Origin of the sequence: Sphingopyxis sp. (assembly GCF_035250425.1) — a bacterium.
GTDB lineage: Bacteria > Pseudomonadota > Alphaproteobacteria > Sphingomonadales > Sphingomonadaceae > Sphingopyxis.
Genome location: NZ_DATFFD010000063.1, coordinates 1 through 21372, shown reverse-complemented (window position 1 = coordinate 21372; position 21372 = coordinate 1). Strand labels below are relative to the sequence as shown.

The following is a 21372-nucleotide window of genomic DNA, read 5'->3' as shown; positions in this document are numbered from 1 at the left end:
CTTATCGGCCCGCGCATCGATCGCGGAATAGGGCCGAAGAAGGGAAGGAAATGCATTCAAATTAAAGTTCATAATATCCTGTAATCATTGTTTTGTTCTGGTTGGCTATTCAGCGCCGATTGCCCTTGCGGGGTCCGCCTCCGGCCGGGCCAGCGCCGCGATCGCGATAGACGATGCGGCCTTTGGTCAGGTCATAGGGCGTCATTTCGACGCGTACGGCGTCGCCAACGACCGACCGGATGCGAAAACGTCGCATCCGGCCTGCCGTGTAAGCGATGATCCGATGATCATTTTCCAGAATGACGCCGAAGCGACCGTCGGGAAGGATTTCATCGATCTGGCCGTCGAGGGTCAGTAGTTCCTCTTTGGCCAAAAGATCAGGCCGACTGGATGTTGACGGCGGCGACTTTGCCGCGCTGGTCGGTTTCCAGATCATAGGAAACGCGCTGATCCTTGTTCAGCGTCGTCATCCCGGCGCGTTCGAGGGCGGTGATGTGGACGAAATTGTCGCCCGAGCCGTCTTCGTTGGCGATGAAGCCATAACCTTTTTCGGTGTTGAAGAATTTTACGGTGCCGATCGGCATGGGGTCGTTCCTTTCACGGAATCGGAGTTACCATCGGCCTTATGCCCGATGGCGCCAGGTAGCGTGAGGATGGAAGTGTCCGCCAATCTGGCAAAAAAATCCGTCGTAGGCGACGATAGCCTGCCGAAGATGGGGCTTGAGCTATGAAAAGTCAAGGATAGGCTTGGATTCGCGCACCGTCATGCCTGCGCGAGCAGGGGAAAGGCCACCGAAACGCGGGTGCCTTTGCCGACTTGGCTGTCGATGTCGAGCTGTCCCTGATGGCGTTCGCTGATGTGCTTGACGATGGCGAGGCCGAGGCCGGTTCCGCCGACCGAACGGCTGCGCGCTTCGTCGACGCGATAGAAACGTTCGGTCAGGCGCGGCAGATGATCGGGCGCGATACCGTCGCCCTCGTCGGTGACCGACAGCCGCACGCGGCGGCCCTCGCGCACCAGCTCGACCGTCACCGGCGTTCCCGCATGACCATATTTCATCGCGTTTGAAATGATATTGTGCGCGAGCTGCCCCAGCTGCGCTTCGTCGCCGAGCACCGGTTGCGGTTCGTCGCCCAGCCGCGCCACGATGTCTTTGGTGCGCGCCTGTTCGCTATCGCGCAATTGCGTGATCGTCGTCTGGACGATAGCGGCAAGGTCGACAGGTGTTGTCGGGCGGCGAAAGCGGTCGGCCTCGACCCGCGAGATCGACAATAGGTCGATGACAAGTTGCTGCATCCGCCGCGCTTCGCGATCGATGATCGAAAGGAAGCGATTGCGCGTCGGCGCGTCGGCCTCGCCGTTCATTTCCTGGAGCGTTTCGACATAGCCGAGGATCGCGGCGAGCGGCGTGCGCAGTTCGTGGCTGGCGTTGGCCACGAAGTCGGATCGCATGCGGTCCGCGGCATCGATCGCTGACCGGTCGGACAGGAAGATGATATATTCGCTGCCCGACAGCGCGGCGATGCGCATCGTCCAGCGCTGGCCGGGGCGGGGAAAATCGACCAGGTTGATCGTGTCGAGTGGCGCGTTTTCGCCAATCCGCGACAGCCAGTCGGTCGCCGCGGGATGACGGATCGCGGTGCGGACGTCGGCGCCGACGATATGCCGGCCCAGCAACCGGATCGCGGCGTCGTTGGCGATGGTGACGATATTGTCGGCGGTGCCGATCAAGGGCTCTTTCTCCTGATCGACCCAATGGGCAAAATCGGGATGGCGGAGCAAGGAGATGGGTGGTGCGGCGGCAGGTTCGGAGGCGGTTCCCGTCGCTTCGGGCAAGGCGATGGGAAGCGCGCTGTAAACGGTGGCGGCGGCAACAACACCCGCGAGCACCATGATGGCGATCGATAGTGGATCGCCCCCGGACAACGTAGCAAAAATTGCCGCGATGGCGACCAGCGTCAAAGCGATGACCAGGCTGGAAAGGCGATCGAACATCGCCGTTGCGCCTCGCACGAAGCGGGGATGATGTGCAAGGATGTTTACGGCAATTAACCTCCTGAATGCGAATGTGCCAAAGCGGGAAGGGCAAAGAGGTGCCCCGTCTTTTGCTTTTCCTCAGCGCTTCATTGGGTTATGCGCGCGACATGAAAAACAGCGACATTCCCGCCGAAAACCCCGTGGAGACGGACGAAGCCATCCCGTCGCGTCGCAGGATGCTCGCGCTCGGCGCCGTTGGCGTCTCCGCCGCGCTGACGATCCGTCCTGCCTTTGCGCAGACCGCGGTGTCGGTGATGAACTGCCAGATTCCCGTTCCCGGCCCGACGGGCGCCGGCAAATATATCGATACCGCGGGCAAGCTGGTTCCGCCGGGCACGAATGGGGCGTTTCCGGGCTCGGCCCGCCCGTTCACGGGTGAGGAAGTGAAGCGCGCGTTTCGTGGGCAGACGCTGCCCGGCACGACCTACAATCAGTCGCAGGCCTATCTTCAATATATCCGGCGCTTGCAGGCGGGGCAGAGCGGCTTTACCTGTTTTGCATCGATCACGATGACGCGCTGATTTTCGTTCCTTTGAGGCGATGTCGGTTCAGCCGCATCGTCAGCCAAAGGAGTTCCCGTGAAACTAGCTTCGCTCAAAAAGGGCCGCGACGGACGCTTGGTCGTCGTCTCGGACGACCTTGCCTGGTACGCCGACGCCGGCCAGATCGTTCCGACGATGCAGGCGGCGCTCGACAATTGGGCTTATGCTGCGCCGCGCCTCGTGGCGCTGGCCGAGGATCTCAACCATGATGCGATCCCGAAGGATCGTTTTCACGAACATGACGCCGCGTCGCCGCTGCCGCGTGCCTATCAGTGGGCCGACGGCAGCGCTTATGTGAACCATGTCGCGCTGGTGCGGCAGGCGCGCGGCGCCGACATGCCCGACAGCTTCTGGCACGATCCGCTGATGTACCAGGGCGGCAGCGATGCCTTCCTCGCTCCGCGCGATCCGATCCCCCTCGGCGATCCCGCCTGGGGCTGCGATATGGAGGCCGAAGTGGTCGTCGTGACGGGGGATGTGCCCAAGGGTATCGATGCCGCCACGGCGCGCGAGAAGATTCTGCTCGTCGGCCTGACCAACGACGTCTCCCTTCGCGGCCTGATCCCGGCGGAACTCGCCAAGGGTTTCGGCTTTTTCCAGTCGAAGCCGTCGAGCGCGATGTCGCCCGTGTTCGTGACGCCCGATGCGCTCGGCGATCGCTGGAAGGACGGCAAGCTGCACGGCACATTGTCCGTCGACCTCAACGGCCAGCCATTGGGGCGTGCCGACGCGGGCGTCGACATGACGTTCGATTTCGGCGCGCTGATCGCCCATGCGGCGAAGACGCGCGATCTGGGTGCGGGCACGATCATCGGGTCGGGCACGGTATCGAACCGTGATGCCGATGGCGGGCCGGGCAGGCCGATCGCCGCCGGCGGTCTCGGCTATAGTTGCCTCGCGGAAGTGCGGACGGTCGAAACGATCCAGCAGGGCGAGCCCAAGACGCCGTTCATGCAAAAGGGCGACACGGTTCGTATCTGGATGGACGATGACCGGCATCACAGCATTTTCGGCGCGATCGAACAGCAGGTTGCCTGAACGAAAAAGGGGCGGGTTTGCACCCACCCCTCGTGGCATTCGCCAAAAGCGGCCGGTCGTTAGCCGAAGCTGCCGCCGGACATCGCGTCGCTCAGCGAACAGGCCGCCGGGCCAAGAATGACGATGAACAGCACCGGCAGAATGAACAGGATCAACGGCACCGTCATGATCGCGGGCAGGCGCGCAGCCTTTTCCTCGGCGCGCATCATGCGCTCGTTGCGGAATTCGGCCGACAGGACACGAAGCGCGCTGGCGAGCGGCGTACCGTATTTTTCGGTCTGGATCATGGTCGTGACCACGCCCTTCACCGATTCCAGATTCACGCGATAGGCGAAGTTTTCGAAAGCCTGACGGCGTTCGGTCAGAAAGCCGAGTTCGATCGACGTCAGCGCGAATTCTTCGCCGAGTTCGGGATAAGCCCGGCCGAGTTCCTTCGAAACGCGCGAAAAGGCGGAGTCGACAGTCAAACCGGCTTCGGCGCAGATGACGAGCAGGTCGAGCGCGTCGGGCAAGCCTTTGCGGATCGCGTGGGTACGCTTTTGCCGCATATTGTCGACGAAGAGATCGGGTGCCTTATAGCCGAGGATCAACGCGCCCATCGTATATATGGACCGCTTGAACGACGTCATGTCGGGCCACATGTCGACCCAATAGATCAGGAAAAGGGCGAGGCCGCCGAACAGGATCGGCAGGACCATGCGGCCGAAAATGACCGCCACGGCCAGATCCTTCGACCGGATGCCGGCCTGCGCCAGCTTTTGCTGGACCTCTTTGATTTGTCCTTCCTGCAGCACCTGAAGGCGGCCAAGAAAGGTGCGCATCCGGTCGGCGGTCTGGTTCTTGCGAACCAGACGGGCGCGGCGTTTCGCGGTCGATGCGGTGATGCCCGCCTTGAGCTGTTCGCGGCGCTCGTTCAGCGCCTTGACGCGCTTGGTCATCGGATTGCGGACCGTGAGCGCGTTATAAATCGCGAACAGGACCGCAAAGACGCCGACAGCCGCCAGCATCGTGCCGGCCCATACCACATCGATACCCAGGATTTTCGGTCCGGCTTGTGCGCCGGAGAAAGCCGAAGAGAGAAGGAGGCTACTGTTCATTTCGATGCCGCCCTTAGATTTCGAAGTTGACCATTTTGGCCATGATGCCGGCGCCGATGCTCATCCAGATCAGGCCGCCTATCCCCGCAATGATGAGGCGTTCTTCGACAAAAAAGCCTGCCAGATAGCCGGGGTTCACTGACCAGACGACGCCGAACACAAAGAAGGGCAATGCGCCGACGATATAGGCGGAAGCTTTCGCTTCGGACGACATCGCGCGGATTTTAAGCTTCATTTGCGCGCGCTTGCGCAGAACGTCGGACAGGTTGGCCAGCGTTTCCGCCAAATTGCCGCCCGTTTCGCGCTGGATCTGGATCGTGATGCAGAAGAATTGGAATTCGGGCGTGCCGAGCATTTCGGCCGATTCCTGCAACGCCGCTTCCATCGTGTTGCCGATACGGATGCGTTCGATGACGCCCTTGAATTCCTCGCCGACCGGCCCGGGGAGTTCCTGGCTCACCACCTGGAAGGTTTCGGTGACCGGCAGGCCGGATTTCAGGCCGCGTACCAGCAGGTCGATGGCATCGGGAAAGCGGGCGTTGAATGCCGTGACGCGCCTTTTGATCGTGATGCCGATGACCAGATATGGCAAGCCGAGCCCGAGGAGCAATCCAACCAGCCCGGCCATCAGGAACGGCGCGCGCACGATAAGCATGCCGCCGGTTGCCACGACGAACACGATCATCGACGCGAACATATATTGCGTCAGTGTCCAGGCCTTGCCGGTCCGGCGGATGCGCTTTTCCAGTTCGTCCCGGCGCGGCAGCAAAGCGACCAGCGATGAATCGCCCTTGCGGCCCGACTGGATCGTCTTGCGCATCTGCGCCGCCACCACCGCTTCGGTCGAGGCCGCGTGGCGGTCTTTCACCATCGCCAGCCGCCGCGCCTTTGCCTTACCGGACGAAGGCCCGCCAAGCAGGACCACGAGGATGGCAAAGGCCAAAAGAGCCCCCGCGATGATAAGGATGACTGGCAGATTCATGGTCAGCTGATGTCCGCTTCTATCGCTGGAGGTAGTGACGGCCCGTCAGGCGCGCCGTCACGCCGCCTGTTTCACGCCCTTTTTGGCCAGGCCAAGCTTGCCGAGCAGCGAGCCGCCCGATTTGCTCTTTGCGGCGACAATCTGCGCTTCCTCGGCTTCGACATCGGCGCCGTCGAGGATGAGGCGCATCAGGTTGCTCCACACCTGCGCCGACTTGGTGCCCTTGCAGGTTTCGGCATAGGATTTTCCGAGCTTTGCCGATTGGGCGACCAGCTTCGGGTCGAACGGGATGACGATGTCGATCGGTCGTTCGATCGACGATTCGAATTCCTTGCGCGACAGCTCGCCGATGGCGTTCTGGAACTTGTTCGCGACGAGTATGACGCGCGCGCCGGGGATGTTCTGCTTGAACCAGGACAAGAGGCGGATCGTGTCGCGCGCCGCGGCGAGCGTCACATCGCTGACGAGCAGGATCGTGCCCGCTTCCGACACGAGGTGCGGGAAGGGGATCAGCACCTGCCGCGGGATGTCGACGATCGTCATCTCGAAGGCGGAGCGCAGCTCTTCTTCCAGCTGGAAAAAGGCCGAACCGTCGGTCATCACCGGCTGATGGATCGGCGCTTCGGCCGACAGCAGGCTAAGCTTATCCGACGCGCGCACCATCGCGCGTTCGATGAACAGCCCGTCGATGCGGCTGGGATTGTCGATCGCGTCGATCAGGCCGCGTCCCGGTTCGAGGTCGAGCGTCAGCGCGCCCGTACCGAAATGGATGTCGAGATCGAGCAGCGCCGTCTGACGGCCCGCCTGTTCGCTGACCGCCCAGGCGAGCGAGGTCGCCACCAGCGACGCACCGACGCCGCCGCGCACACCGACAACGCCCATCATGTGATGCGGCTTGTCGTCGTGCATGTCCGCGTGTTTCGGCGCCGATAGCATGGCCTGTGCCATGGTCAGCGATTCGCGGACCTGGTCGAGCGACAGCGGTTTCAGCAGATAATCCTGGATGCCGCTGGACAGAAGGTCGCGGTACAGGCGAACGTCGTTCACCTGGCCCGCGGCGATCACGACCGTGCCCGGCTCGCACACTTCGGCCAGTGCGTTGATGTCGTTGATCGGATCTCCCGATTCCGACATGTCGACGAACAGGATGTTCGGGCTGGCGGAAACCGAGAGCGACTGCACGGCATTGCGCAGGCCGCCCTTGTTACATTTCTCGATCGGCCAGCCCATGTCGCCCGCCGCCGCGCGGATCAGATCCAGCGTATCGTCGTCGCAGACGAAGGCGTTGAAGGGGTCGCGCAGGCCTGCTGATTTGAAAGGAGCGTTCACTTGCCGCCTCCGCTGGTAGGTGCCTTGGTCAATTCGCCGGCACCGGTTTGGGGTTTGGTACGATAGGTCTGGATCGCGCGCGTCGCTGCTGCCGGATCGCTGGCCGTGTTGCTGGCGCCCTTGATCAGGTCGTTCGGATCGGCGACCATCGCGGCAAGGTTGCTGTTCGTTGCGCAGCCATAATTGGACGATGTCGCGTTGGTCGGATTAATCGACGACTTGCTGTCCCAGTTGGGGCAGCCCGGCACCGAAGCCGAAGCGCGCGTCACGATGACCCGCACATGGCCCTCGGGCACCGCACCTGTTGTCACCGGAACGTCATTGCTGAGCAGCAAGCCGCGGCGTTCGACCATCGACCGGACGGTCGCCTGCGCCGAAGTCGCACCATAAAACGATGCGTCCTCGATCGCGACGCGATCGCCGTAACGGACACCCATTGCGTCGAGCCAGCCTTGCAGGCGGCCCTGTTCGCTCGGCGGCAGTTCGCCGTTCGTCGCCGCGACATCGAATTGATAGATGGCGTTGCGCACGACGGGCTGGTGCACCGATTCCAGGCTGTGGTTGCTGTGCGCGGCGCCGGTGCAGCCGGCGAGCGTCGTCGCCAGAGCCAGGACCGTCCAAGTTGCGATTTTCTTCATCACTTTGCTCCTGAAATCCAGCGCGTCACTTGATGCCGAAGCCGGGCGACGCATCGCCGCTGCCCCGCGGACGGTCGGCGTCTCCGACACTGGTGTCGAGCCGCGGCTTGGGACGATCGCCGCCGGTCACGCCGTTGCTCGTCTGGTTGAGCAACAATCGCTGCAGGTCGTTTGCGTCCTGATAGGCATCGGTCGGCAGCTTGATGTCGTTCGCCGACACCGGCTGGACCAGATAGGGCGTCACGACGATGACCAGTTCGGTTTCACCGCGGCGGAAGCTGTCCGATTTGAACAGCGTGCCCAGCACCGGCACGTCGCCGAGACCGGGAATCTTGTCGATCGCGCCGATCGAGCGATTGTTCAAAAGGCCTGCGATCATGAAGCTTTCGCCCGATCCCAGTTCGACCGTCGTTTCGGCGCGGCGGATCGTCAGCGCGGGAACCTGGAAGCCCTGCATTTCGATCGCGCCTTCGGTCGACAGTTCCGACACTTCGGGACGGACGCGCAGGCTGATCCGGCCGTTCGACAATACCGTCGGCGTATAGGCCAGGCTGACGCCGTACTTGCGATATTCGATCGTCGTGCCGGCGAAGTTGCCGGGGATCGGCACCGGGAATTCGCCGCCCGCCAGGAAATCGGCCGTTTCGCCCGAAATCGCGGTCAAATTGGGCTGCGCCAGCGTCGCAACGAGACCCGAGCGTTCGCCGATGTCGAGCGAGGCGATCAGGTCGAGGCCGAACAGGCGACCGGCACCGGCAAGGCTCCGCGTTCCCGCGGGCGTGGTGACCTGATAGGAGGTGCCGAGGAACTGAGAATTGATCGGCTGGCCAGTGACAGGGTTGTAGGGGCGGGGCGCCGGACTGCCCGGGAACACGGCGGTCGGCGCAGGAATATCGGTAATCGTGCCGGGGTTCCGCCCGCCGAAGACGCCGGCCAGGAAACCGCCCGTCGTATCGCGCGTCAGAACGTTGCCGCTGATTTCCTTGACCAGCGAGCGGTTCACTTCGGCGATGCGAACCTGCAGATTGACCTGCAACGGCGTGGCCGTGCGCAGGCGCGAGAGAACCTTGGTCTGCTCGCCGACAAAGGCCTGCACCAGCCGTTCGGCCTCGGCGGCGTCGTCGGGCGATTTCACCGTCCCGGTGAGCAGCACAAAGCCGTTCATCGGGTTGGCCGAAATGCTGGCATCCGGCATTGCGAGCGACAGCATCTGGTCGATCGTCTCGATATTGTTGCCGACGCGGGCGACGGTCGAGAAAACGACACGGCCGCTGGCGTCGGTGGCATAGATGCTGGTTTCGCCCGGCTTCTTGCCAAAGATATAGAGCTGGCGGCCCGAACGAACCTGGACGTCGGCGACCTCATCATTGGCGACAAAGACGTCGGACATCGAGGCGGGAAGGCTGACCAGGCGGCCGCGGCCCACCGAGAGTTCGATGCTGCTGCTGGCGTTCTGGACCGCCTGGGCGATGGCGGGCGCCGAAGGTGCCGCTGCCAGCGTGGCTGCCACCAGGCCGATGGCCAGGGTGCGGGCCAGGGCCGCCGCCTTGAATTTGGCTGTGCTGTTCATCTTACTTACCCCCAACCGGAACTTCGGTCATCTTGTCGCCGCGGGTCACGCGCACGACCGGACCGGTCGGAACGGACACCGAGCGTCCCCCATAAGACTGCGTCGAGCCGCTGTTGTTCACTGCTGCTGGCTGCGGCGTCCGCGGGGCCGTCACGCGGCCGCGCACCGGGATCCAGAAGCGCGACACGTCGCCGCCCGTGGTCGCCGACGAGCGGCTGGCGGTCGGACGCGCGGCGACTTCGGCCAGCATCTTCTTTTCTGCACTCGCCCCGCCCGTGGCCGGGACATTGACTTCGCCCGATGCGATCGCGGCATCGAGTTCGCCGGCGCTTTCGGCCAGCGGACGCAGGGCGAGCGACAATTTGCCCATGTCCTGCGCGACCGCGATCTTCTCGGCGATTTCCGGCGTGGCTTCGAGCGTTACCGAGCCGAAGGTACGAACCGGGGTCTTCCCCGTTTCATCTTCGGCATCAAAGCGCTGGTCGGTTGCCAATATGCGGACGTTGCGCACGATCGTCTCGGCGGTGAAAATTTGCTTGTCGGGATAGCTGCTGCCTTCCTCGACCGAGATCGTCTGCGCCAGCACCACATCGACGCGGTCGCCAGGAAAGACGAAACCGGCAACGCCTTGCTCCTGTGACACCTTGACCGTGACGGCACGCATGCCCGGGCCAAGCGCCGCGGCGAGGAAGCCGCGATCGTCGGGATGAACCAGCGCGCCCTGCGTCAGCGGCTGGCCCGCCGTGATCGGATAGCGCACAACGGTGCCGACCAACGTGTTCACGTCGGTCTTGTCCTTCATGAAATAGGCCTTTTCGACCAATTCCTTTGGCCAGGGCTGGAAGCGGAAGCTATCCGGGCCGATAATCGTGCCGACGGGCAGCTGCCGCGTCGCGACAAGGATCATCGGACCGGTAATTTCCGGTGCCGCGGCTGCACGCGCTTGCGGCGCCGCTGCTCCGCGCATCATCTGGTTGACCCCGAACGCTGCGCCGATGGCAATCACTAGCGCGCCGACGATCAGCATAATCTTTCGCGTATCCATGACGAGTTGTCGCCCTCCTGCACCCACCAGAGACGGTCGTGCTTTTCCCTCAGGTCATCCGATAGCCTGAAACTGGTTAAGATATTGTTGGTGAAGCGCCCAAAGGCCCGCCGCGGCGATAGCAACCCCATAAGGGACCTCGACCGGCTTGTCCGAAGGGCGTAATTTCATATGGATAAGCATCGCGGCCGACAGGATGCCGCCCCCGATGGCCATGACCATCAGGGTCGGCATGAACAGCGGGAGCGGGATCCAGAGCATCACCGCGCCGATCATCTTGACATCGCCGCCGCCCATCGCGCCGATCGCGAACAGGCCGGCAAAGACGAGAAAGACCGCGAAGGCGGCGCTGAACTGCAGCGGCACATCGGGCCAGAGCGCAACGCCGCTCGCGATCCAGAAGGGGATGGCGAGCAGCGCCATCGCAGCGTTGAGCTCGTTGGAGATGGTCCGCGATCGGACGTCGCTGATCGCCGCGGCAATCATCAGTAGGCCGAGAACAGCCATCAAGCCAAGTGTGATCGTGCCGTTATCCATCGGTTTTCTCCTAGGCAACATGGCTTACCAAAGCGTAACCATGTCGGCAGGGACGCCGCAGCTTGCATTCCGCGGGCCAGCCGATATGCGGCGGGGCATGACCGACGCGCCGCCTTCCGCCACCGATGTGCTGATTGTCGGCGCCGGGATCGCCGGTGCAAGCCTCGCGGCGGCGCTGGCCCCCTGGCGCCGCGTCCTGCTGGCCGAGGCCGAGGATGTTCCGGGCTATCACGCGACGGGCCGGTCAGCCGCCTTCTGGCACGAAAGCTACGGCGGCGTGGGGGTGCAACCGCTGACCCACGCTTCGCTGGAGGCGTTGAACAGCCCGCCGCCCGAATTTTCGGATCATGGCTTCTTGTCGCCGCGCGGGGCATTGACGCTGGGCCAGCGGTCCGAGGCCGTCGCGGTCGACGCTTTCGCCGCCGAATTCGCGGCGCAGGGCGTCGATGTCGCAAGAATATCGGGCGAGGCGGTTTCCCGCATGGTTCCGGGCCTCCGCCCCGAATGGAGCGAGGCCGCCTATGAGGCGGCGTGCCGCGACATCGATGTCGGCGGCCTGCATGCGGCCTATCTTCGCGCGGCAAAGCGCGCCGGCGCAACATTGGTCACGCGCGCGCCATTGCGGCAGGCACGCCGTGTCAGCGACGGCTGGGACGTCGAACTGGGCAGCGGACGGGTCCGCGCGGCGCTGATCGTCAACGCCGCCGGGGCATGGGCGGACGAGGTCGCCGCCGCGTGCGGCATCGCGCCGGTCGGCATCCAGCCCTATCGCCGCACGGTGATGCAGGTCCGGCTGGGCGTTCCGGTTCCCGCCGACCTTCCGCTCGTCATCCACGTCGGCGGCGAATTCTATTTCAAGGGTCAGAGCGAGGGGCGCGTCTGGCTGACCCCGCACGATGAGACGCCGACCGCACCCCACGACGCGGCACCGGAGGAACTGGACGTCGCGCTTGCGATCGACCGGATGCAGTCGGTGGTCGACTGGCCGGTCGTCGCGGTCGAGCGCAAATGGGCGGGGCTGCGCAGCTTTGCGCCCGATCGCATCCCGGTATTCGGCGCCGATCGGCATGAGCGCGCGTTCATCTGGTGTGCGGGGCAGGGCGGCTTCGGCATTCAGACCGCGCCGGCGGTCGCCGCCTTGCTTGCGGCCGAGCTGGGCGCCCCACCGCCCGTCGGCGCCATCGGCCGCGTCGATCCGACGCCCTTCGCGCCGTCGCGCTTCGCTTGAACCATCTGACCGCTTGCGCAGCGAAACGACCGCATTAACATGGGCTTGGCTGTGTCACCCCCGGCATGGCCCGACCCATGGAGGATGGCATGGCCCATTATTTCGAGATCAAGAAGAACAAGGCCGGCGAATTTGTCGCCTACTTCAAATATAATAGCGAACCCATCTTCTGGACCGAGGGCTATAGCAGCAAGGCCTCCGCACAGAATGCCATCGACTCAATCCTGAAGAACGGACCCACCGCAGAAGTGCGCGAAACCGAATAGTCTTAGCGCGCGGGTGCCCTGCGCGCCCGCGCGACTTCGAGGGCTGCGTCGCTCGCCAGTTGGTCGGCCAGTTCATTGTCGCCGTGGCCCGCATGGCCCTTGACCCAGATCCACTCGACCTTGTGCCGCGCGTTTTCCTTGACCAGCCGCTGCCACAGGTCGGCATTGGCGACGGGCTTTTTCGCCGCGGTTTTCCAGCCGTTCTTTTGCCAGCCGAAAATCCATTTGGTGATGCCGTCGCGGACATAGACGCTGTCGGTCGACAGCTCGACGTTGCAACTGCGCTTGAGCGCGGCGAGCGCCTCGATCGCCGCCATCAATTCCATGCGGTTGTTCGTGGTATCGGGTTCGCCGCCCGACAGCTTCTTCACCACGTCGCCCCAGCGCAGCACGGCGCCCCAGCCGCCGGGGCCGGGGTTGCCCTTGCACGCGCCGTCGGTGGCGACAATCACGGTCTTGCCGGTACTCTCGGTCATGCGACGGCGAACAGGCTGGCGGCGTCGGGCGCGCTGTAGCGCTGCAAACGAGCGAGGAAGGGCGAGGGATCCTTGCGCGTGACGAGCGCGTCGGCGGGCGTATGCACCCAGTCGTGCGCGCGCGTGAGCAGGAAGCGCAGCGCCGCGCCGCGCGCCAGCAGCGGCAGCGCGGCGACTTCGGCGTCCGATAGCGTGATTTCGCCTGCATAACCGCGCATCAAGGCTTCCGCGCGCGCGGGGTCGCAATATTTGCCGTCGGCGGAAAAGGCCCAGGATGCGTGCGTGATGACAAGATCGTAAGCGCGGAAGTCGCTCGCGGCGAAATAGAAGTCGATCAGGCCCGTGACCCGGTCACCGAGCATCAACACATTGTCGGGAAACAGGTCGGCGTGGATGACATGCGCGGGCAGGTCGCTCGGCCAATGAGCATCGAGATACGCCAATTCCCGGTCGACGATCGACTGAAGCCCCGGCAACACCGCGTCGAGATCGCCGGTCGCTTCGGCAACGGCGCGCCAATGCGCATGACCCATGCTGTTTTCGCGCGCACCCGTATAGTCCTCGAGCGCGCGGTGCATCGCGCCGAGCGCGGCGCCCGCCGCTTCGCATTGGGCCGGGGTGGGCTGGGTCAGCGAGATGCCGGGCAGGAACTGGATGACGCACGCCGCGCGGCCCGAGATTTGCTGGATCGCGACGCCGCTCCGGTCGCGGATCATCGCCGGGACCGGGCAGCCCTGGCTGGTGAGATGGTTGAGCAGGTCGACGAAGAAGGGCAGGTCGCCTTCGCGCACCCGCTTTTCGTAAAGCGTCAGGATGAAGCGGCCGCCCGTCGTTTCGAGCAGGAAATTGCTGTTCTCGACGCCCTCGGCGATACCCTTGCACGACACGACGGTGCCGATGTCGTATCGGGCGACAAGGGCGGCAAGATCGTCGGGTTCGACGTGCGTATAGACCGCCATCGCAGGGTCAAAGTCCGTGCATGACGCGGCCAAGGCGTCGAAATGGCGAAGATCTCGGCTTCGGGTGGCCGCCGCAGATGGTGGCTCCATCGGCAAGGCCACGCGGAGACGAGATCGAAGCCATTTCGACGTCCCTCCGGGATTTGACCGATTTTGTCCATGGCTGCGTCAGCGAGCCTTGGAATATACCCATATGCCTACGTCTCGCTTCCTTGCCCTGAACAAAATCGCTTCAAACCTCGGCTGCGTCATGCACGGACTTTGACCCTATGCCGCTTCGAGCCCGCGCGGCAGTTTGAACACCATATCCTCCTCGGCGGTGACCACCACATGTTCGATAATGGTGCGAACCGACGCGACGGCGTCGATCACTTCGCGGACCAATGTTTCCGGAGCGCTCGCACCGGCGGTGATCCCGAGCGTATCGATGTCGTGCAGCCACGCAGGATCGATGTCCGTGCCGCGCTGGACGAGATGCGCCGGGGTGCCGAGCCGTTCGGCAACCTCGACCAGGCGCAGGCTGTTCGAGCTGTTGGGCGCACCGATCACGATCATGCGGTCGCATTGCCCGGCGATTGCCTTCACCGCATCCTGGCGGTTCGAGGTCGCGTAACAGATATCCTCGCCGCGCGGTCCGGTGATCGCCGGAAAACGGTGTTGGAGCGCCGCGATGATGTCGCGCGTGTCGTCGACCGACAGCGTCGTTTGGGTCAGGAAGGACAGCATATCGGGATCGGGCGGCGACAGAGCCGCGACGTCGTCGACCGATTCGACCAGCGTCATCGCGCCCTCGGGCAATTGACCCAGCGTACCGATGACCTCGGGATGGCCGGCGTGGCCGACAAAGACGATATGACGTCCCATCCCGTGCGCGCGCTCGGCCTGGCGATGCACTTTCGATACCAGCGGGCAGGTCGCGTCGATATAGTCGAGCCCGCGCATTTCGGCTTTCGCCGGCACCGCCTTGGGCACGCCGTGCGCGCTGAACACCACGGGCACGCCATCGGGAACCTGGTCGAGCGATTCGACAAAAACCGCGCCCTTTGCCTTCAAGGAGTCGACGACATAGCGGTTGTGGACGATTTCATGCCGGACAAAGACCGGCGCGTCATATTTCTGCAGCGCCAGTTCGACGATGCGGATCGCGCGGTCGACCCCGGCGCAGAAACCACGCGGCGCCGCGATCAAAACCTTGAGTTCTGCCGCTTCGCTGCCTTCAGCTTGCGTCATCGGATGGGGAGCGTTCATGATGCGCGCGCTCTAGCGCAGCAAGCCATCCGGGGTAAAGCCGCTTCGTCCCCGTTCTCATTCTTGTTCTCTTTGTTGCGCCGCGTTCATCGCACCGATAAGAAGCGGCGCGCATGAAGCGGGATCAACTGTCCCGACGCCTGTCAAAGCGCCTGTTTGGAAAGCCCGTTTATCATGATGTCCATTTCGTTTCCGTCCCGTAAGTTCCTGACCGTGCTGTGCGGTACGGCGGCCATGGCGATGGTGGCGGGCTGCGCGAAGGACAATGAAATCGATCTCGCCGGCGGCGTCGGCATCACCTCGACGCGGAGCGCATGTCCCGCGGTCGCGGTGCCGCTGCACACCGGCGACATCACGCTGTTCGATCCCGCGACGAGCCGCGACGCGCGCGCCGTCGATGTCGTCGCCGCGATCACCAACGTCACGCCGGCGTGCAACGATGCCGCCGAGAAGGTCTACCAGCTCGCGAGCTTCGACGTCGTCGCGACGCGCCGCGACGCCGGACCGGCGCGCACCGTGACGCTTCCCTATTACGCTACCGTCCTTCAGGGCGGGACCGCGGTTGTCGCCAAGCGGTTAGGCAATGTCGCGTTGACCTTTGCCGAGGGGCAGGTGCGCGGCACCGGCCGTGCGCAGGCTTCGGCCTATGTCGACCGCGCCGCCGCGACGCTGCCGGCCGACATCCAGGAACGCATCACGCGCAAGCGCAAGGCTGGCGATCAGGACGCCGCGGTCGATCCGCTGAGCCTTCCCGAAGTACGCGCCGCGGTGCAGCGCGCGAGCTTCGAACTGCTCGTCGGCTTCCAGCTGACGCAGGAACAGCTCGAATATAACGTCCGACGATAGGACCGCGGCGGCGCTGCGGCGCCGTTCGCATCTTCACGCCCCGCGCGCCGATCGGCGACGCGGGGCTTTTCGCGCCCGCCCAGCTGTTATAGGGCGCGCGCAAGACTTTCCTGATCGTAGATAGGCCAGCCCCGTGACCCTGTTCAGCCGCTTTTCCGACCATATCGGCGCCGCGCTCGATGCGCTTGCCGCCCGCGATGCCCTGCCGGCCGGTCTCGACCGTAGCGCGATCAGCGTCGAGCCGCCGCGCGACCCGGCACATGGCGACGTCGCGACCAACGCCGCGATGGTGCTGGCGAAGCCCGCGGGCATGAACCCGCGCGCGCTCGCCGATCTGCTCGTCGCCGAACTCGGCGCGCTGGGTGAAGTGACCGAGGCGAGCGTCGCTGGACCGGGCTTCATCAACCTGCGTCTCGTCGATGACAGCTGGCGCGACGAACTCGCGCTGATCTTCAGCGAGGGCGGCGACTATGGCCGTTCGACGATGGGGCAGGGGCGGCGCGTCAACGTCGAATATGTCTCGGCGAACCCGACCGGCCCGATGCACGTCGGCCATTGCCGCGGTGCGGTCGTCGGCGATGCGCTCGCGGCACTGCTCGAATATGCCGGGCACGAAGTGATCCGCGAATATTATGTCAACGACGCGGGCGCGCAGGTCGACGTGCTCGCGCGCTCGGTGCATATGCGGTATCGCGAAGCGCTCGGCGAGGACGTCGGCGCGATCCCCGAGGGGCTGTATCCGGGCGATTACCTGATGCCAATCGCCGGCAAGCTCGCGGTCGAATATGGCGACCGCTTCGTCGGGGCGCCCGAAAGCGCGTGGCTCGGCCTGTTCCGCGCCGAAGCCGTCAGCGCGATGATGGACATGATCCGCGCCGACCTCGCCAAGCTCGGTATCCATCACGACCTTTTCTCGTCGGAGGCCGAATTGCAGGCCGAGGGCAAACCGGCGGCGGCCGAAAAATGGCTGCGCGACCATGATCTCGTCTACGATGGCCAGCTCGAGGCGCCGAAGGGCGAAACTCCCGAGGATTGGGAACCGGTCGAATTGCCGCTGTTCCGCTCGACGCAGTTCGGCGACGATCAGGACCGCCCGATCAAGAAATCGGACGGCAGCTGGACCTATTTCGGCGCCGACCTCGCCTATCATTTCCAGAAGAGCCAGAATGCCGACGAGCTGATCGACATTTGGGGTGCCGACCACGCCGGGACGGTCAAGCGGATCAAGGCTGCGGTCGCGGCGCTGACCGGCGGCAAAACGCGTTTCGACGTCAAACTGGTGCAGATGGTGCGGCTGCTGAAAAATGGCGAGCCGTTCAAAATGTCGAAGCGCGCGGGCAATTTCGTGACGCTCGCCGATGTCGTCGACGAGGTCGGCAAGGATGCGGTGCGCTTCACGATGCTCACGCGGAAAGCCGACGCGCAGATGGATTTCGACTTTGCCAAGGTCGTCGAGGCGTCGCGCGATAATCCCGTCTGGTATTTGCAATATGCCAATGCCCGGATTTCGCGGTTGCGCAAAAAGGCCGCCGATGCCGGGATCGCGCTGCCCGCACCCGCGCCTGCGCGCCTCAATACGCATGAGCTGGGGCTTGTGAAGCTGCTGGCGCAGTTCCCGCGGATCGTCGAAGCCGCGGCGTCGGCGCGCGAGCCGCACCGGGTCGCCTTCTACCTTGCCGACGTCGCCGCGGCGTTCCACGCTTGGTATAATCTGGGCAACGACGACCCTGGCTTGCGCATCGTTCTCGACAATGACCCCGAATTGACCGCGACGCGCCTTTATTTGACCGACGGAATCGGGCAAGTCATCCGTAACGGGCTGTCCCTGATGGGGGTAGAGGCGCTCGAGGAGATGAACTGATGACCGGCGACAAAAATGCAGAACAGGGGGACGCGGGTCTCGGTTTCGAAGACGAGGACCGGCTGCCCTGGCTCGAAGCCGCCGACGGGTTCGAGGAAGATGGCGAAGTTTCGCCGGCGCGCCTGCTCGTGATGGTGCTCGGCGGGCTCTTGCTGATCGGCGTGGTTCTCGGCGGTCTGTGGTGGGTCCAGAATGGCGGCGCGCGCGGCAAGGGCGAACTGATCGCGGCGCAGGAGGGCGACTATAAGGTCGCGCCCAAGAATGACGGCGCCAAGGCGTTCGAGGGCGAAGGCGATGCCAGCTTCTCCGCCAGCGAAGGCGCCGAGCCGGCGGGCAAGGTCGATCCGACGCGTATGCCCGAAGAGCCCGCGGTGACGCCCGAGGAACGCGAAGCGGCGGCAAAGAAGGTCGCGGCGGACAAGGCCGCTGCAACGAAAGCCGCGGCTACCAAGGCGGCGCCGGCGGACAAGGTCAAGCCCGCCGCGGTGAAGACCGTCGGCGCTCCCAAGGCCTCTCCGGCATCGGGCGCGGCAATGATCCAGCTCGGCGCCTTCAGCAGCGACGCCGCGGCGGCGAAGGCATGGACGAACCTGTCGAAGCGCTTCGCCTATCTCGCCGAACTCAACAAATCGGTTTCGCCCGCGAAAGTCGGTGACGGTACGGTTTATCGCCTGCGGGTATCGGCGGGAACGGCGGCCAACGCCGCGAATTTGTGCGGAAAATTGCGCGTCGCCGGTGAAAATTGCGTCGTCGTTCGCTGATTCGGCCCGCTTGGCCGCAGACTCTGTTGGTGCAAATCCGCCGCCATGGCATGGTTGCCCTTGGTCATCGCCTGAGAGGGCGGCGATCGATGGAGTTTGATGCACGATGATACCGGCAATTTTCGGCCTGTCGGGCCTGATCCTCACCGACGACGAGCGCGCCTTCTTTCGCGACAGCGATCCCGCGGGCTATATCCTGTTCGGCCGCAACATCGAAAACCGCGAGCAGTTGCGGCGGCTGACGGACGAGCTACGCAATCTCGACGGGCGTGCCAATCTGCCGATCCTGATCGATCAGGAGGGCGGGCGCGTTGCGCGCATGCGGTCGCCCGAATGGCCGCTTTTCCCGAGCGGCGCGGCATTCGATGCGCTGTACGACCGCGCCCCCGCGAGCGCGATCGAGGCGGCGCGGCTGAACGCGATGGCGCTCGCCGCCATGCTGTCCGAGGTCGGCATCACCGTCGACTGCCTCCCGCTGCTCGACGTGCGGCAGCCGGGCGCGAGCGATGTCATCGGCGACCGCGCGCTCGGCAGCGAGCCGATGCGCGTTGCCGCGCTGGGCCGCGCGATCCTCGGCGGATTGCAGGCCGGCGGCGTCGTCGGCATCGTCAAGCATATACCGGGCCACGGCCGCGCTTTGCTCGACACGCATGAGGCGTTGCCGACCGTCACCGCGTCCGACCGCGATCTCCAGACCGATCTCGCACCCTTTGCGGCGCTCCGCGATGCGGCGATGGCGATGACCTGTCATGTGATCTTTGAAGCATGGGATCCCGACCGGCCCGCGACGCTGTCGCCGGTCGTCATCGACAGCGTCATTCGCCAGCGGATCGGGTTCCACGGCCTGCTGATGACCGACGATCTCGACATGAAAGCCCTGTCGGGCGATGTGCCGTCGCGCGCCGCCGACGCAATCGCCGCAGGATGTGACATCGCACTCAATTGCTGGGCGAAGATGGACGATATGGTCGGCATCGCCAATGCGCTGGGTCCGATCAGCACCGTGTCGCGGGCGCGCCTCGAAGGTGCGATGGACCGGATTTCGGGTGACAGCGATGCGCGCGAATTCGCGACGCTTGTCGATCAGCGCGACGCGCTGCTGGCGATGGCCTGATCGCCGATGGAGGAATTGCCGCTCGATTTCGAAATCGTACCGGCAGCGCCCGAGCGCGACGATGCGTTGCAGCTTTCGTTCGAAAGCTGGGAAGGCCCGCTCGATCTTTTGCTCACGCTCGCGCGCAGCCAGAAGGTCGACCTCAAGCAGATTTCGATCCTGGGGCTGGTCGAGCAATATCTGACCTTCATCGCCGAGGCGCGCGAGCTGAAGCTCGAGGTCGCGGCCGACTATCTCGTCATGGCGGCGTGGCTTGCCTATCTTAAGTCGGCGCTGCTGCTTCCGAAGAACCCGCTCGAGGATCCGTCGCCCGATGAACTGGCGCTGCGCCTGCAATTGCGGTTGCAGCGGCTGGCGGCGATGCGCGAAGCCGCGGCGCGGCTGCTCGCGCGCGACCGCGTCGGTCGCGACGTCTTCCTCCGCGCAAAGCCCGAGGGGCTCCGCGACATCAAGGTGCGGCGATGGGACGCCAGCCTTTACGATCTGTTGTCGGCCTATGGGCAGGTCAAGCTTCGGTCCGAACCCGTCGTTCACATGGTTTCGCGCCGTCCCGTGGTCACGCTCGATGCCGCGCTTCATCATCTCCAGCGGATGATCGGCGTAAAACTCGATTGGGCCGAACTGTCGGATTTCCTGCCGTCCGATTATGACGGCCCGCTGCGCCGCTCGGCGATCGCGTCGAGTTTTGTCGCCGCGCTCGAACTCGCGCGGCAGGGGCGTGTCGACCTGAAGCAGGAAGGCGCGTTCGAACCTCTTTATTTGAAAGCCGCAATTGTGGAGCATCGGGCATGATCGACGATCTCGAACGCGCGATAGAGGCGATGCTGTTCGCGAGCGATGCGCCGCTCGACGCGCGGCAGGTTGCGGGAAGGCTGGGCGATGAAATGACGCCGGGCGAGGTCCGCGCGATTATTCAGACGATCGCCGCACGCCACGCGGGAAGCGGTATCGAACTCGTCGAGCGCGGCGGGCATTGGCATTTCCAGACACCTGCCGATCTCGCGCACCTGCTTCGCCGCGAACGCGATGATCCGCGCAAATTGTCGCGCGCGGCGGCCGAAGTGCTTGCCATCGTCGCTTATCACGAGCCCGTCAGCCGGGCCGAAATCGAAGCGATCCGCGGCGTTCAGACCTCGAAGGGCACGCTCGACGTGTTGATGGAGGCCGAATGGGTCGCGCCCGCGGGGCGGCGCGAGGTGCCGGGGCGGCCGCTGATTTACAAGACGACCGACGCGTTCCTGCAACATTTCGGCCTCACGAGCCGCAAGGATCTGCCGGGAATCGAGGATTTGCGCGCGGCGGGACTGCTCGACCCGGTCGATCTCGCTTTCGAGGAAGCGATGGGCGAACTGGACCTAGTAAAAGACGGCGAGGAAGCTTAGATAGCGGCCTCAAGGAGAATTTGAGATGGGTAGCTTCAGCATCTGGCACTGGCTTGTGGTCGGGATTCTCGTCCTGCTGCTGTTCGGCAAGGGCCGTTTTTCGGACATGATGGGCGATGTCGCCAAGGGTATCAAAAGCTTCAAGAAGGGCATGTCGGAAGACGACGCGCCGACGACCCCCGCGCCGAAACAGATCGAGGGCCAGCGCGCGCCCGATGCCACCCCGATTTCGACCCCGACCGCCGAGCACGACAAGCTCTGATCGCCGTCTGCCTGCGGGGGAAGTTTTAGGTCATGTTTGACGTCGCGCCCACCGAGTTGCTGCTCGTCGTGGTGGTGGCCTTGGTGGTTATCGGCCCCAAGGATCTGCCCAAGGCGATGCGCTTTGTCGGCAAATGGATGGCAAAGGCGCGCG

The 21372-nt window shown here is 64.4% G+C and carries 25 protein-coding genes; 12 read left to right on the top strand and 13 right to left on the bottom strand.

Going from position 1 to position 21372, the window contains the following annotated elements:
- Positions 1 to 109 precede the first annotated feature (109 nt).
- The 3 genes from infA to VJ811_RS03915 form a co-directional block, all read right to left on the bottom strand.
- Positions 110 to 373, bottom strand: a complete 264-nt coding sequence (gene infA / locus VJ811_RS03925) for a translation initiation factor IF-1 (protein ID WP_037515274.1) — start codon at positions 371 to 373, stop codon at positions 110 to 112.
- Positions 374 to 377: 4 nt separating this feature from the next.
- Positions 378 to 584 carry a cold-shock protein gene (locus tag VJ811_RS03920; RefSeq protein WP_058538446.1) on the bottom strand — a complete coding sequence of 69 codons (207 nt, stop codon included), beginning with the start codon at positions 582 to 584 and terminating at the stop codon, positions 378 to 380.
- A gap of 179 nt (positions 585 to 763) precedes the next feature.
- Positions 764 to 1996, bottom strand: coding sequence for a sensor histidine kinase (locus VJ811_RS03915; protein ID WP_414711912.1), 1233 nt, complete (start codon positions 1994 to 1996; stop codon positions 764 to 766).
- A gap of 149 nt (positions 1997 to 2145) precedes the next feature.
- Between VJ811_RS03915 and VJ811_RS03910 the strand changes: the two genes are divergently transcribed.
- Both VJ811_RS03910 and VJ811_RS03905 read left to right on the top strand, forming a co-directional pair.
- Positions 2146 to 2559, top strand: coding sequence for a hypothetical protein (locus VJ811_RS03910; protein WP_324070969.1), 414 nt, complete (start codon positions 2146 to 2148; stop codon positions 2557 to 2559).
- 57 nt (positions 2560 to 2616) lie between these two features.
- Complete coding sequence (locus VJ811_RS03905; RefSeq protein WP_324070968.1) at positions 2617 to 3618, top strand: fumarylacetoacetate hydrolase family protein; 1002 nt, start codon at positions 2617 to 2619, stop codon at positions 3616 to 3618.
- Positions 3619 to 3677: 59 nt separating this feature from the next.
- Here the strand turns inward: VJ811_RS03905 and VJ811_RS03900 are convergent, their stop codons facing one another.
- From VJ811_RS03900 to VJ811_RS03870, 7 genes are read right to left on the bottom strand one after another with little or no spacing between them, the layout of a single operon-like run.
- Positions 3678 to 4715 carry a type II secretion system F family protein gene (locus VJ811_RS03900; protein ID WP_324070967.1) on the bottom strand — a complete coding sequence of 346 codons (1038 nt, stop codon included), beginning with the start codon at positions 4713 to 4715 and terminating at the stop codon, positions 3678 to 3680.
- 13 nt (positions 4716 to 4728) lie between these two features.
- Positions 4729 to 5697, bottom strand: coding sequence for a type II secretion system F family protein (locus VJ811_RS03895; RefSeq protein ID WP_324070966.1), 969 nt, complete (start codon positions 5695 to 5697; stop codon positions 4729 to 4731).
- A gap of 57 nt (positions 5698 to 5754) precedes the next feature.
- Positions 5755 to 7026 carry a pilus assembly protein CpaE gene (locus VJ811_RS03890; protein WP_324070965.1) on the bottom strand — a complete coding sequence of 424 codons (1272 nt, stop codon included), beginning with the start codon at positions 7024 to 7026 and terminating at the stop codon, positions 5755 to 5757.
- Positions 7023 to 7664 carry a CpaD family pilus assembly protein gene (locus tag VJ811_RS03885; protein WP_324070964.1) on the bottom strand — a complete coding sequence of 214 codons (642 nt, stop codon included), beginning with the start codon at positions 7662 to 7664 and terminating at the stop codon, positions 7023 to 7025. The genes VJ811_RS03890 and VJ811_RS03885 overlap by 4 nt, the downstream gene beginning before the upstream one ends.
- 25 nt (positions 7665 to 7689) lie before the next feature.
- Positions 7690 to 9234 carry a type II and III secretion system protein family protein gene (locus VJ811_RS03880; RefSeq protein ID WP_324070963.1) on the bottom strand — a complete coding sequence of 515 codons (1545 nt, stop codon included), beginning with the start codon at positions 9232 to 9234 and terminating at the stop codon, positions 7690 to 7692.
- Position 9235: 1 nt separating this feature from the next.
- Positions 9236 to 10279, bottom strand: a complete 1044-nt coding sequence (gene cpaB, locus VJ811_RS03875) for a Flp pilus assembly protein CpaB (RefSeq protein WP_324070962.1) — start codon at positions 10277 to 10279, stop codon at positions 9236 to 9238.
- Between the two features lie 54 nt (positions 10280 to 10333).
- Complete coding sequence (locus VJ811_RS03870) at positions 10334 to 10816, bottom strand: A24 family peptidase (protein ID WP_324070961.1); 483 nt, start codon at positions 10814 to 10816, stop codon at positions 10334 to 10336.
- Positions 10817 to 10913: 97 nt separating this feature from the next.
- On the opposite strand from VJ811_RS03870, the gene VJ811_RS03865 reads away from it, so the two are divergent.
- Both VJ811_RS03865 and VJ811_RS03860 read left to right on the top strand, forming a co-directional pair.
- Entirely contained in the window at positions 10914 to 12044 is a 1131-nt protein-coding gene (locus VJ811_RS03865) for an FAD-dependent oxidoreductase (RefSeq protein WP_324070960.1), read from the top strand.
- 89 nt (positions 12045 to 12133) lie between these two features.
- Entirely contained in the window at positions 12134 to 12310 is a 177-nt protein-coding gene (locus VJ811_RS03860) for a YegP family protein (RefSeq protein ID WP_324070979.1), read from the top strand.
- Positions 12311 to 12312: 2 nt separating this feature from the next.
- On the opposite strand, the gene rnhA is transcribed toward VJ811_RS03860, so the two are convergent.
- The 3 genes from rnhA to ispH all read right to left on the bottom strand — a co-directional run bounded on the left by rnhA (position 12313) and on the right by ispH (position 14993).
- Positions 12313 to 12786, bottom strand: a complete 474-nt coding sequence (gene rnhA, locus VJ811_RS03855) for a ribonuclease HI (protein WP_324070959.1) — start codon at positions 12784 to 12786, stop codon at positions 12313 to 12315.
- A complete protein-coding gene (gene thrB / locus VJ811_RS03850) occupies positions 12783 to 13745 on the bottom strand; it encodes a homoserine kinase (RefSeq protein ID WP_324070958.1) in 963 nt (320 codons plus the stop codon). Before thrB ends, rnhA begins: the two co-directional genes overlap by 4 nt.
- Positions 13746 to 14012: 267 nt before the next feature.
- Positions 14013 to 14993 carry a 4-hydroxy-3-methylbut-2-enyl diphosphate reductase gene (gene ispH, locus VJ811_RS03845; protein ID WP_324070957.1) on the bottom strand — a complete coding sequence of 327 codons (981 nt, stop codon included), beginning with the start codon at positions 14991 to 14993 and terminating at the stop codon, positions 14013 to 14015.
- 174 nt (positions 14994 to 15167) lie between these two features.
- On the opposite strand from ispH, the gene VJ811_RS03840 reads away from it, so the two are divergent.
- The 8 genes from VJ811_RS03840 to VJ811_RS03805 all read left to right on the top strand — a co-directional run.
- The gene (locus VJ811_RS03840; RefSeq protein WP_324070956.1) at positions 15168 to 15839 is read left to right on the top strand and encodes a hypothetical protein; all 672 of its coding nucleotides are present in this window, start codon (positions 15168 to 15170) and stop codon (positions 15837 to 15839) included.
- Between the two features lie 133 nt (positions 15840 to 15972).
- Positions 15973 to 17700, top strand: a complete 1728-nt coding sequence (argS, locus tag VJ811_RS03835; RefSeq protein ID WP_324070955.1) for an arginine--tRNA ligase — start codon at positions 15973 to 15975, stop codon at positions 17698 to 17700.
- Positions 17700 to 18461 (top strand): SPOR domain-containing protein, encoded by a 762-nt coding sequence (locus VJ811_RS03830; RefSeq protein ID WP_324070954.1) that lies wholly within the window; start codon positions 17700 to 17702, stop codon positions 18459 to 18461. The genes argS and VJ811_RS03830 overlap by 1 nt, the downstream gene beginning before the upstream one ends.
- Before the next feature lie 106 nt (positions 18462 to 18567).
- Positions 18568 to 19575, top strand: a complete 1008-nt coding sequence (gene nagZ / locus VJ811_RS03825; RefSeq protein ID WP_324070953.1) for a beta-N-acetylhexosaminidase — start codon at positions 18568 to 18570, stop codon at positions 19573 to 19575.
- Positions 19576 to 19581: 6 nt separating this feature from the next.
- Entirely contained in the window at positions 19582 to 20367 is a 786-nt protein-coding gene (locus VJ811_RS03820) for a ScpA family protein (RefSeq protein ID WP_324070952.1), read from the top strand.
- On the top strand, positions 20364 to 20957 hold the full coding sequence (scpB, locus tag VJ811_RS03815) for an SMC-Scp complex subunit ScpB (protein WP_324070951.1): 594 nt from the start codon (positions 20364 to 20366) through the stop codon (positions 20955 to 20957). Before VJ811_RS03820 ends, scpB begins: the two co-directional genes overlap by 4 nt.
- Before the next feature lie 25 nt (positions 20958 to 20982).
- Positions 20983 to 21219: a twin-arginine translocase TatA/TatE family subunit gene (locus tag VJ811_RS03810; protein WP_324070950.1), complete on the top strand. Its 237-nt coding sequence runs from the start codon at positions 20983 to 20985 to the stop codon at positions 21217 to 21219.
- Between the two features lie 32 nt (positions 21220 to 21251).
- Positions 21252 to 21372, top strand: a 121-nt coding sequence (locus tag VJ811_RS03805) for a twin-arginine translocase TatA/TatE family subunit (protein ID WP_324070978.1), incomplete at its 3' end; no start/stop codon positions are given.

Bases quoted from the DNA above. Each gene is read 5' to 3' on its own strand.
- VJ811_RS03920 (WP_058538446.1), bottom strand. From the start codon at position 584: ATGCCGATCGGCACCGTAAAATTCTTCAACACCGAAAAAGGTTATGGC.
- VJ811_RS03915 (WP_414711912.1), bottom strand. From the start codon at position 1,996: ATGTTCGATCGCCTTTCCAGCCTGGTCATCGCTTTGACGCTGGTCGCC.
- VJ811_RS03910 (WP_324070969.1), top strand. From the start codon at position 2,146: ATGAAAAACAGCGACATTCCCGCCGAAAACCCCGTGGAGACGGACGAA.
- VJ811_RS03900 (WP_324070967.1), bottom strand. From the start codon at position 4,715: ATGAACAGTAGCCTCCTTCTCTCTTCGGCTTTCTCCGGCGCACAAGCC.
- VJ811_RS03895 (WP_324070966.1), bottom strand. From the start codon at position 5,697: ATGAATCTGCCAGTCATCCTTATCATCGCGGGGGCTCTTTTGGCCTTT.
- VJ811_RS03885 (WP_324070964.1), bottom strand. From the start codon at position 7,664: ATGAAGAAAATCGCAACTTGGACGGTCCTGGCTCTGGCGACGACGCTC.
- VJ811_RS03880 (WP_324070963.1), bottom strand. From the start codon at position 9,234: ATGAACAGCACAGCCAAATTCAAGGCGGCGGCCCTGGCCCGCACCCTG.
- cpaB (WP_324070962.1), bottom strand. From the start codon at position 10,279: ATGGATACGCGAAAGATTATGCTGATCGTCGGCGCGCTAGTGATTGCC.
- VJ811_RS03870 (WP_324070961.1), bottom strand. From the start codon at position 10,816: ATGGATAACGGCACGATCACACTTGGCTTGATGGCTGTTCTCGGCCTA.
- VJ811_RS03865 (WP_324070960.1), top strand. From the start codon at position 10,914: ATGACCGACGCGCCGCCTTCCGCCACCGATGTGCTGATTGTCGGCGCC.
- VJ811_RS03860 (WP_324070979.1), top strand. From the start codon at position 12,134: ATGGCCCATTATTTCGAGATCAAGAAGAACAAGGCCGGCGAATTTGTC.
- rnhA (WP_324070959.1), bottom strand. From the start codon at position 12,786: ATGACCGAGAGTACCGGCAAGACCGTGATTGTCGCCACCGACGGCGCG.
- thrB (WP_324070958.1), bottom strand. From the start codon at position 13,745: ATGGCGGTCTATACGCACGTCGAACCCGACGATCTTGCCGCCCTTGTC.
- ispH (WP_324070957.1), bottom strand. From the start codon at position 14,993: ATGAACGCTCCCCATCCGATGACGCAAGCTGAAGGCAGCGAAGCGGCA.
- VJ811_RS03840 (WP_324070956.1), top strand. From the start codon at position 15,168: ATGATGTCCATTTCGTTTCCGTCCCGTAAGTTCCTGACCGTGCTGTGC.
- VJ811_RS03830 (WP_324070954.1), top strand. From the start codon at position 17,700: ATGACCGGCGACAAAAATGCAGAACAGGGGGACGCGGGTCTCGGTTTC.
- nagZ (WP_324070953.1), top strand. From the start codon at position 18,568: ATGATACCGGCAATTTTCGGCCTGTCGGGCCTGATCCTCACCGACGAC.
- VJ811_RS03820 (WP_324070952.1), top strand. From the start codon at position 19,582: ATGGAGGAATTGCCGCTCGATTTCGAAATCGTACCGGCAGCGCCCGAG.
- scpB (WP_324070951.1), top strand. From the start codon at position 20,364: ATGATCGACGATCTCGAACGCGCGATAGAGGCGATGCTGTTCGCGAGC.
- VJ811_RS03810 (WP_324070950.1), top strand. From the start codon at position 20,983: ATGGGTAGCTTCAGCATCTGGCACTGGCTTGTGGTCGGGATTCTCGTC.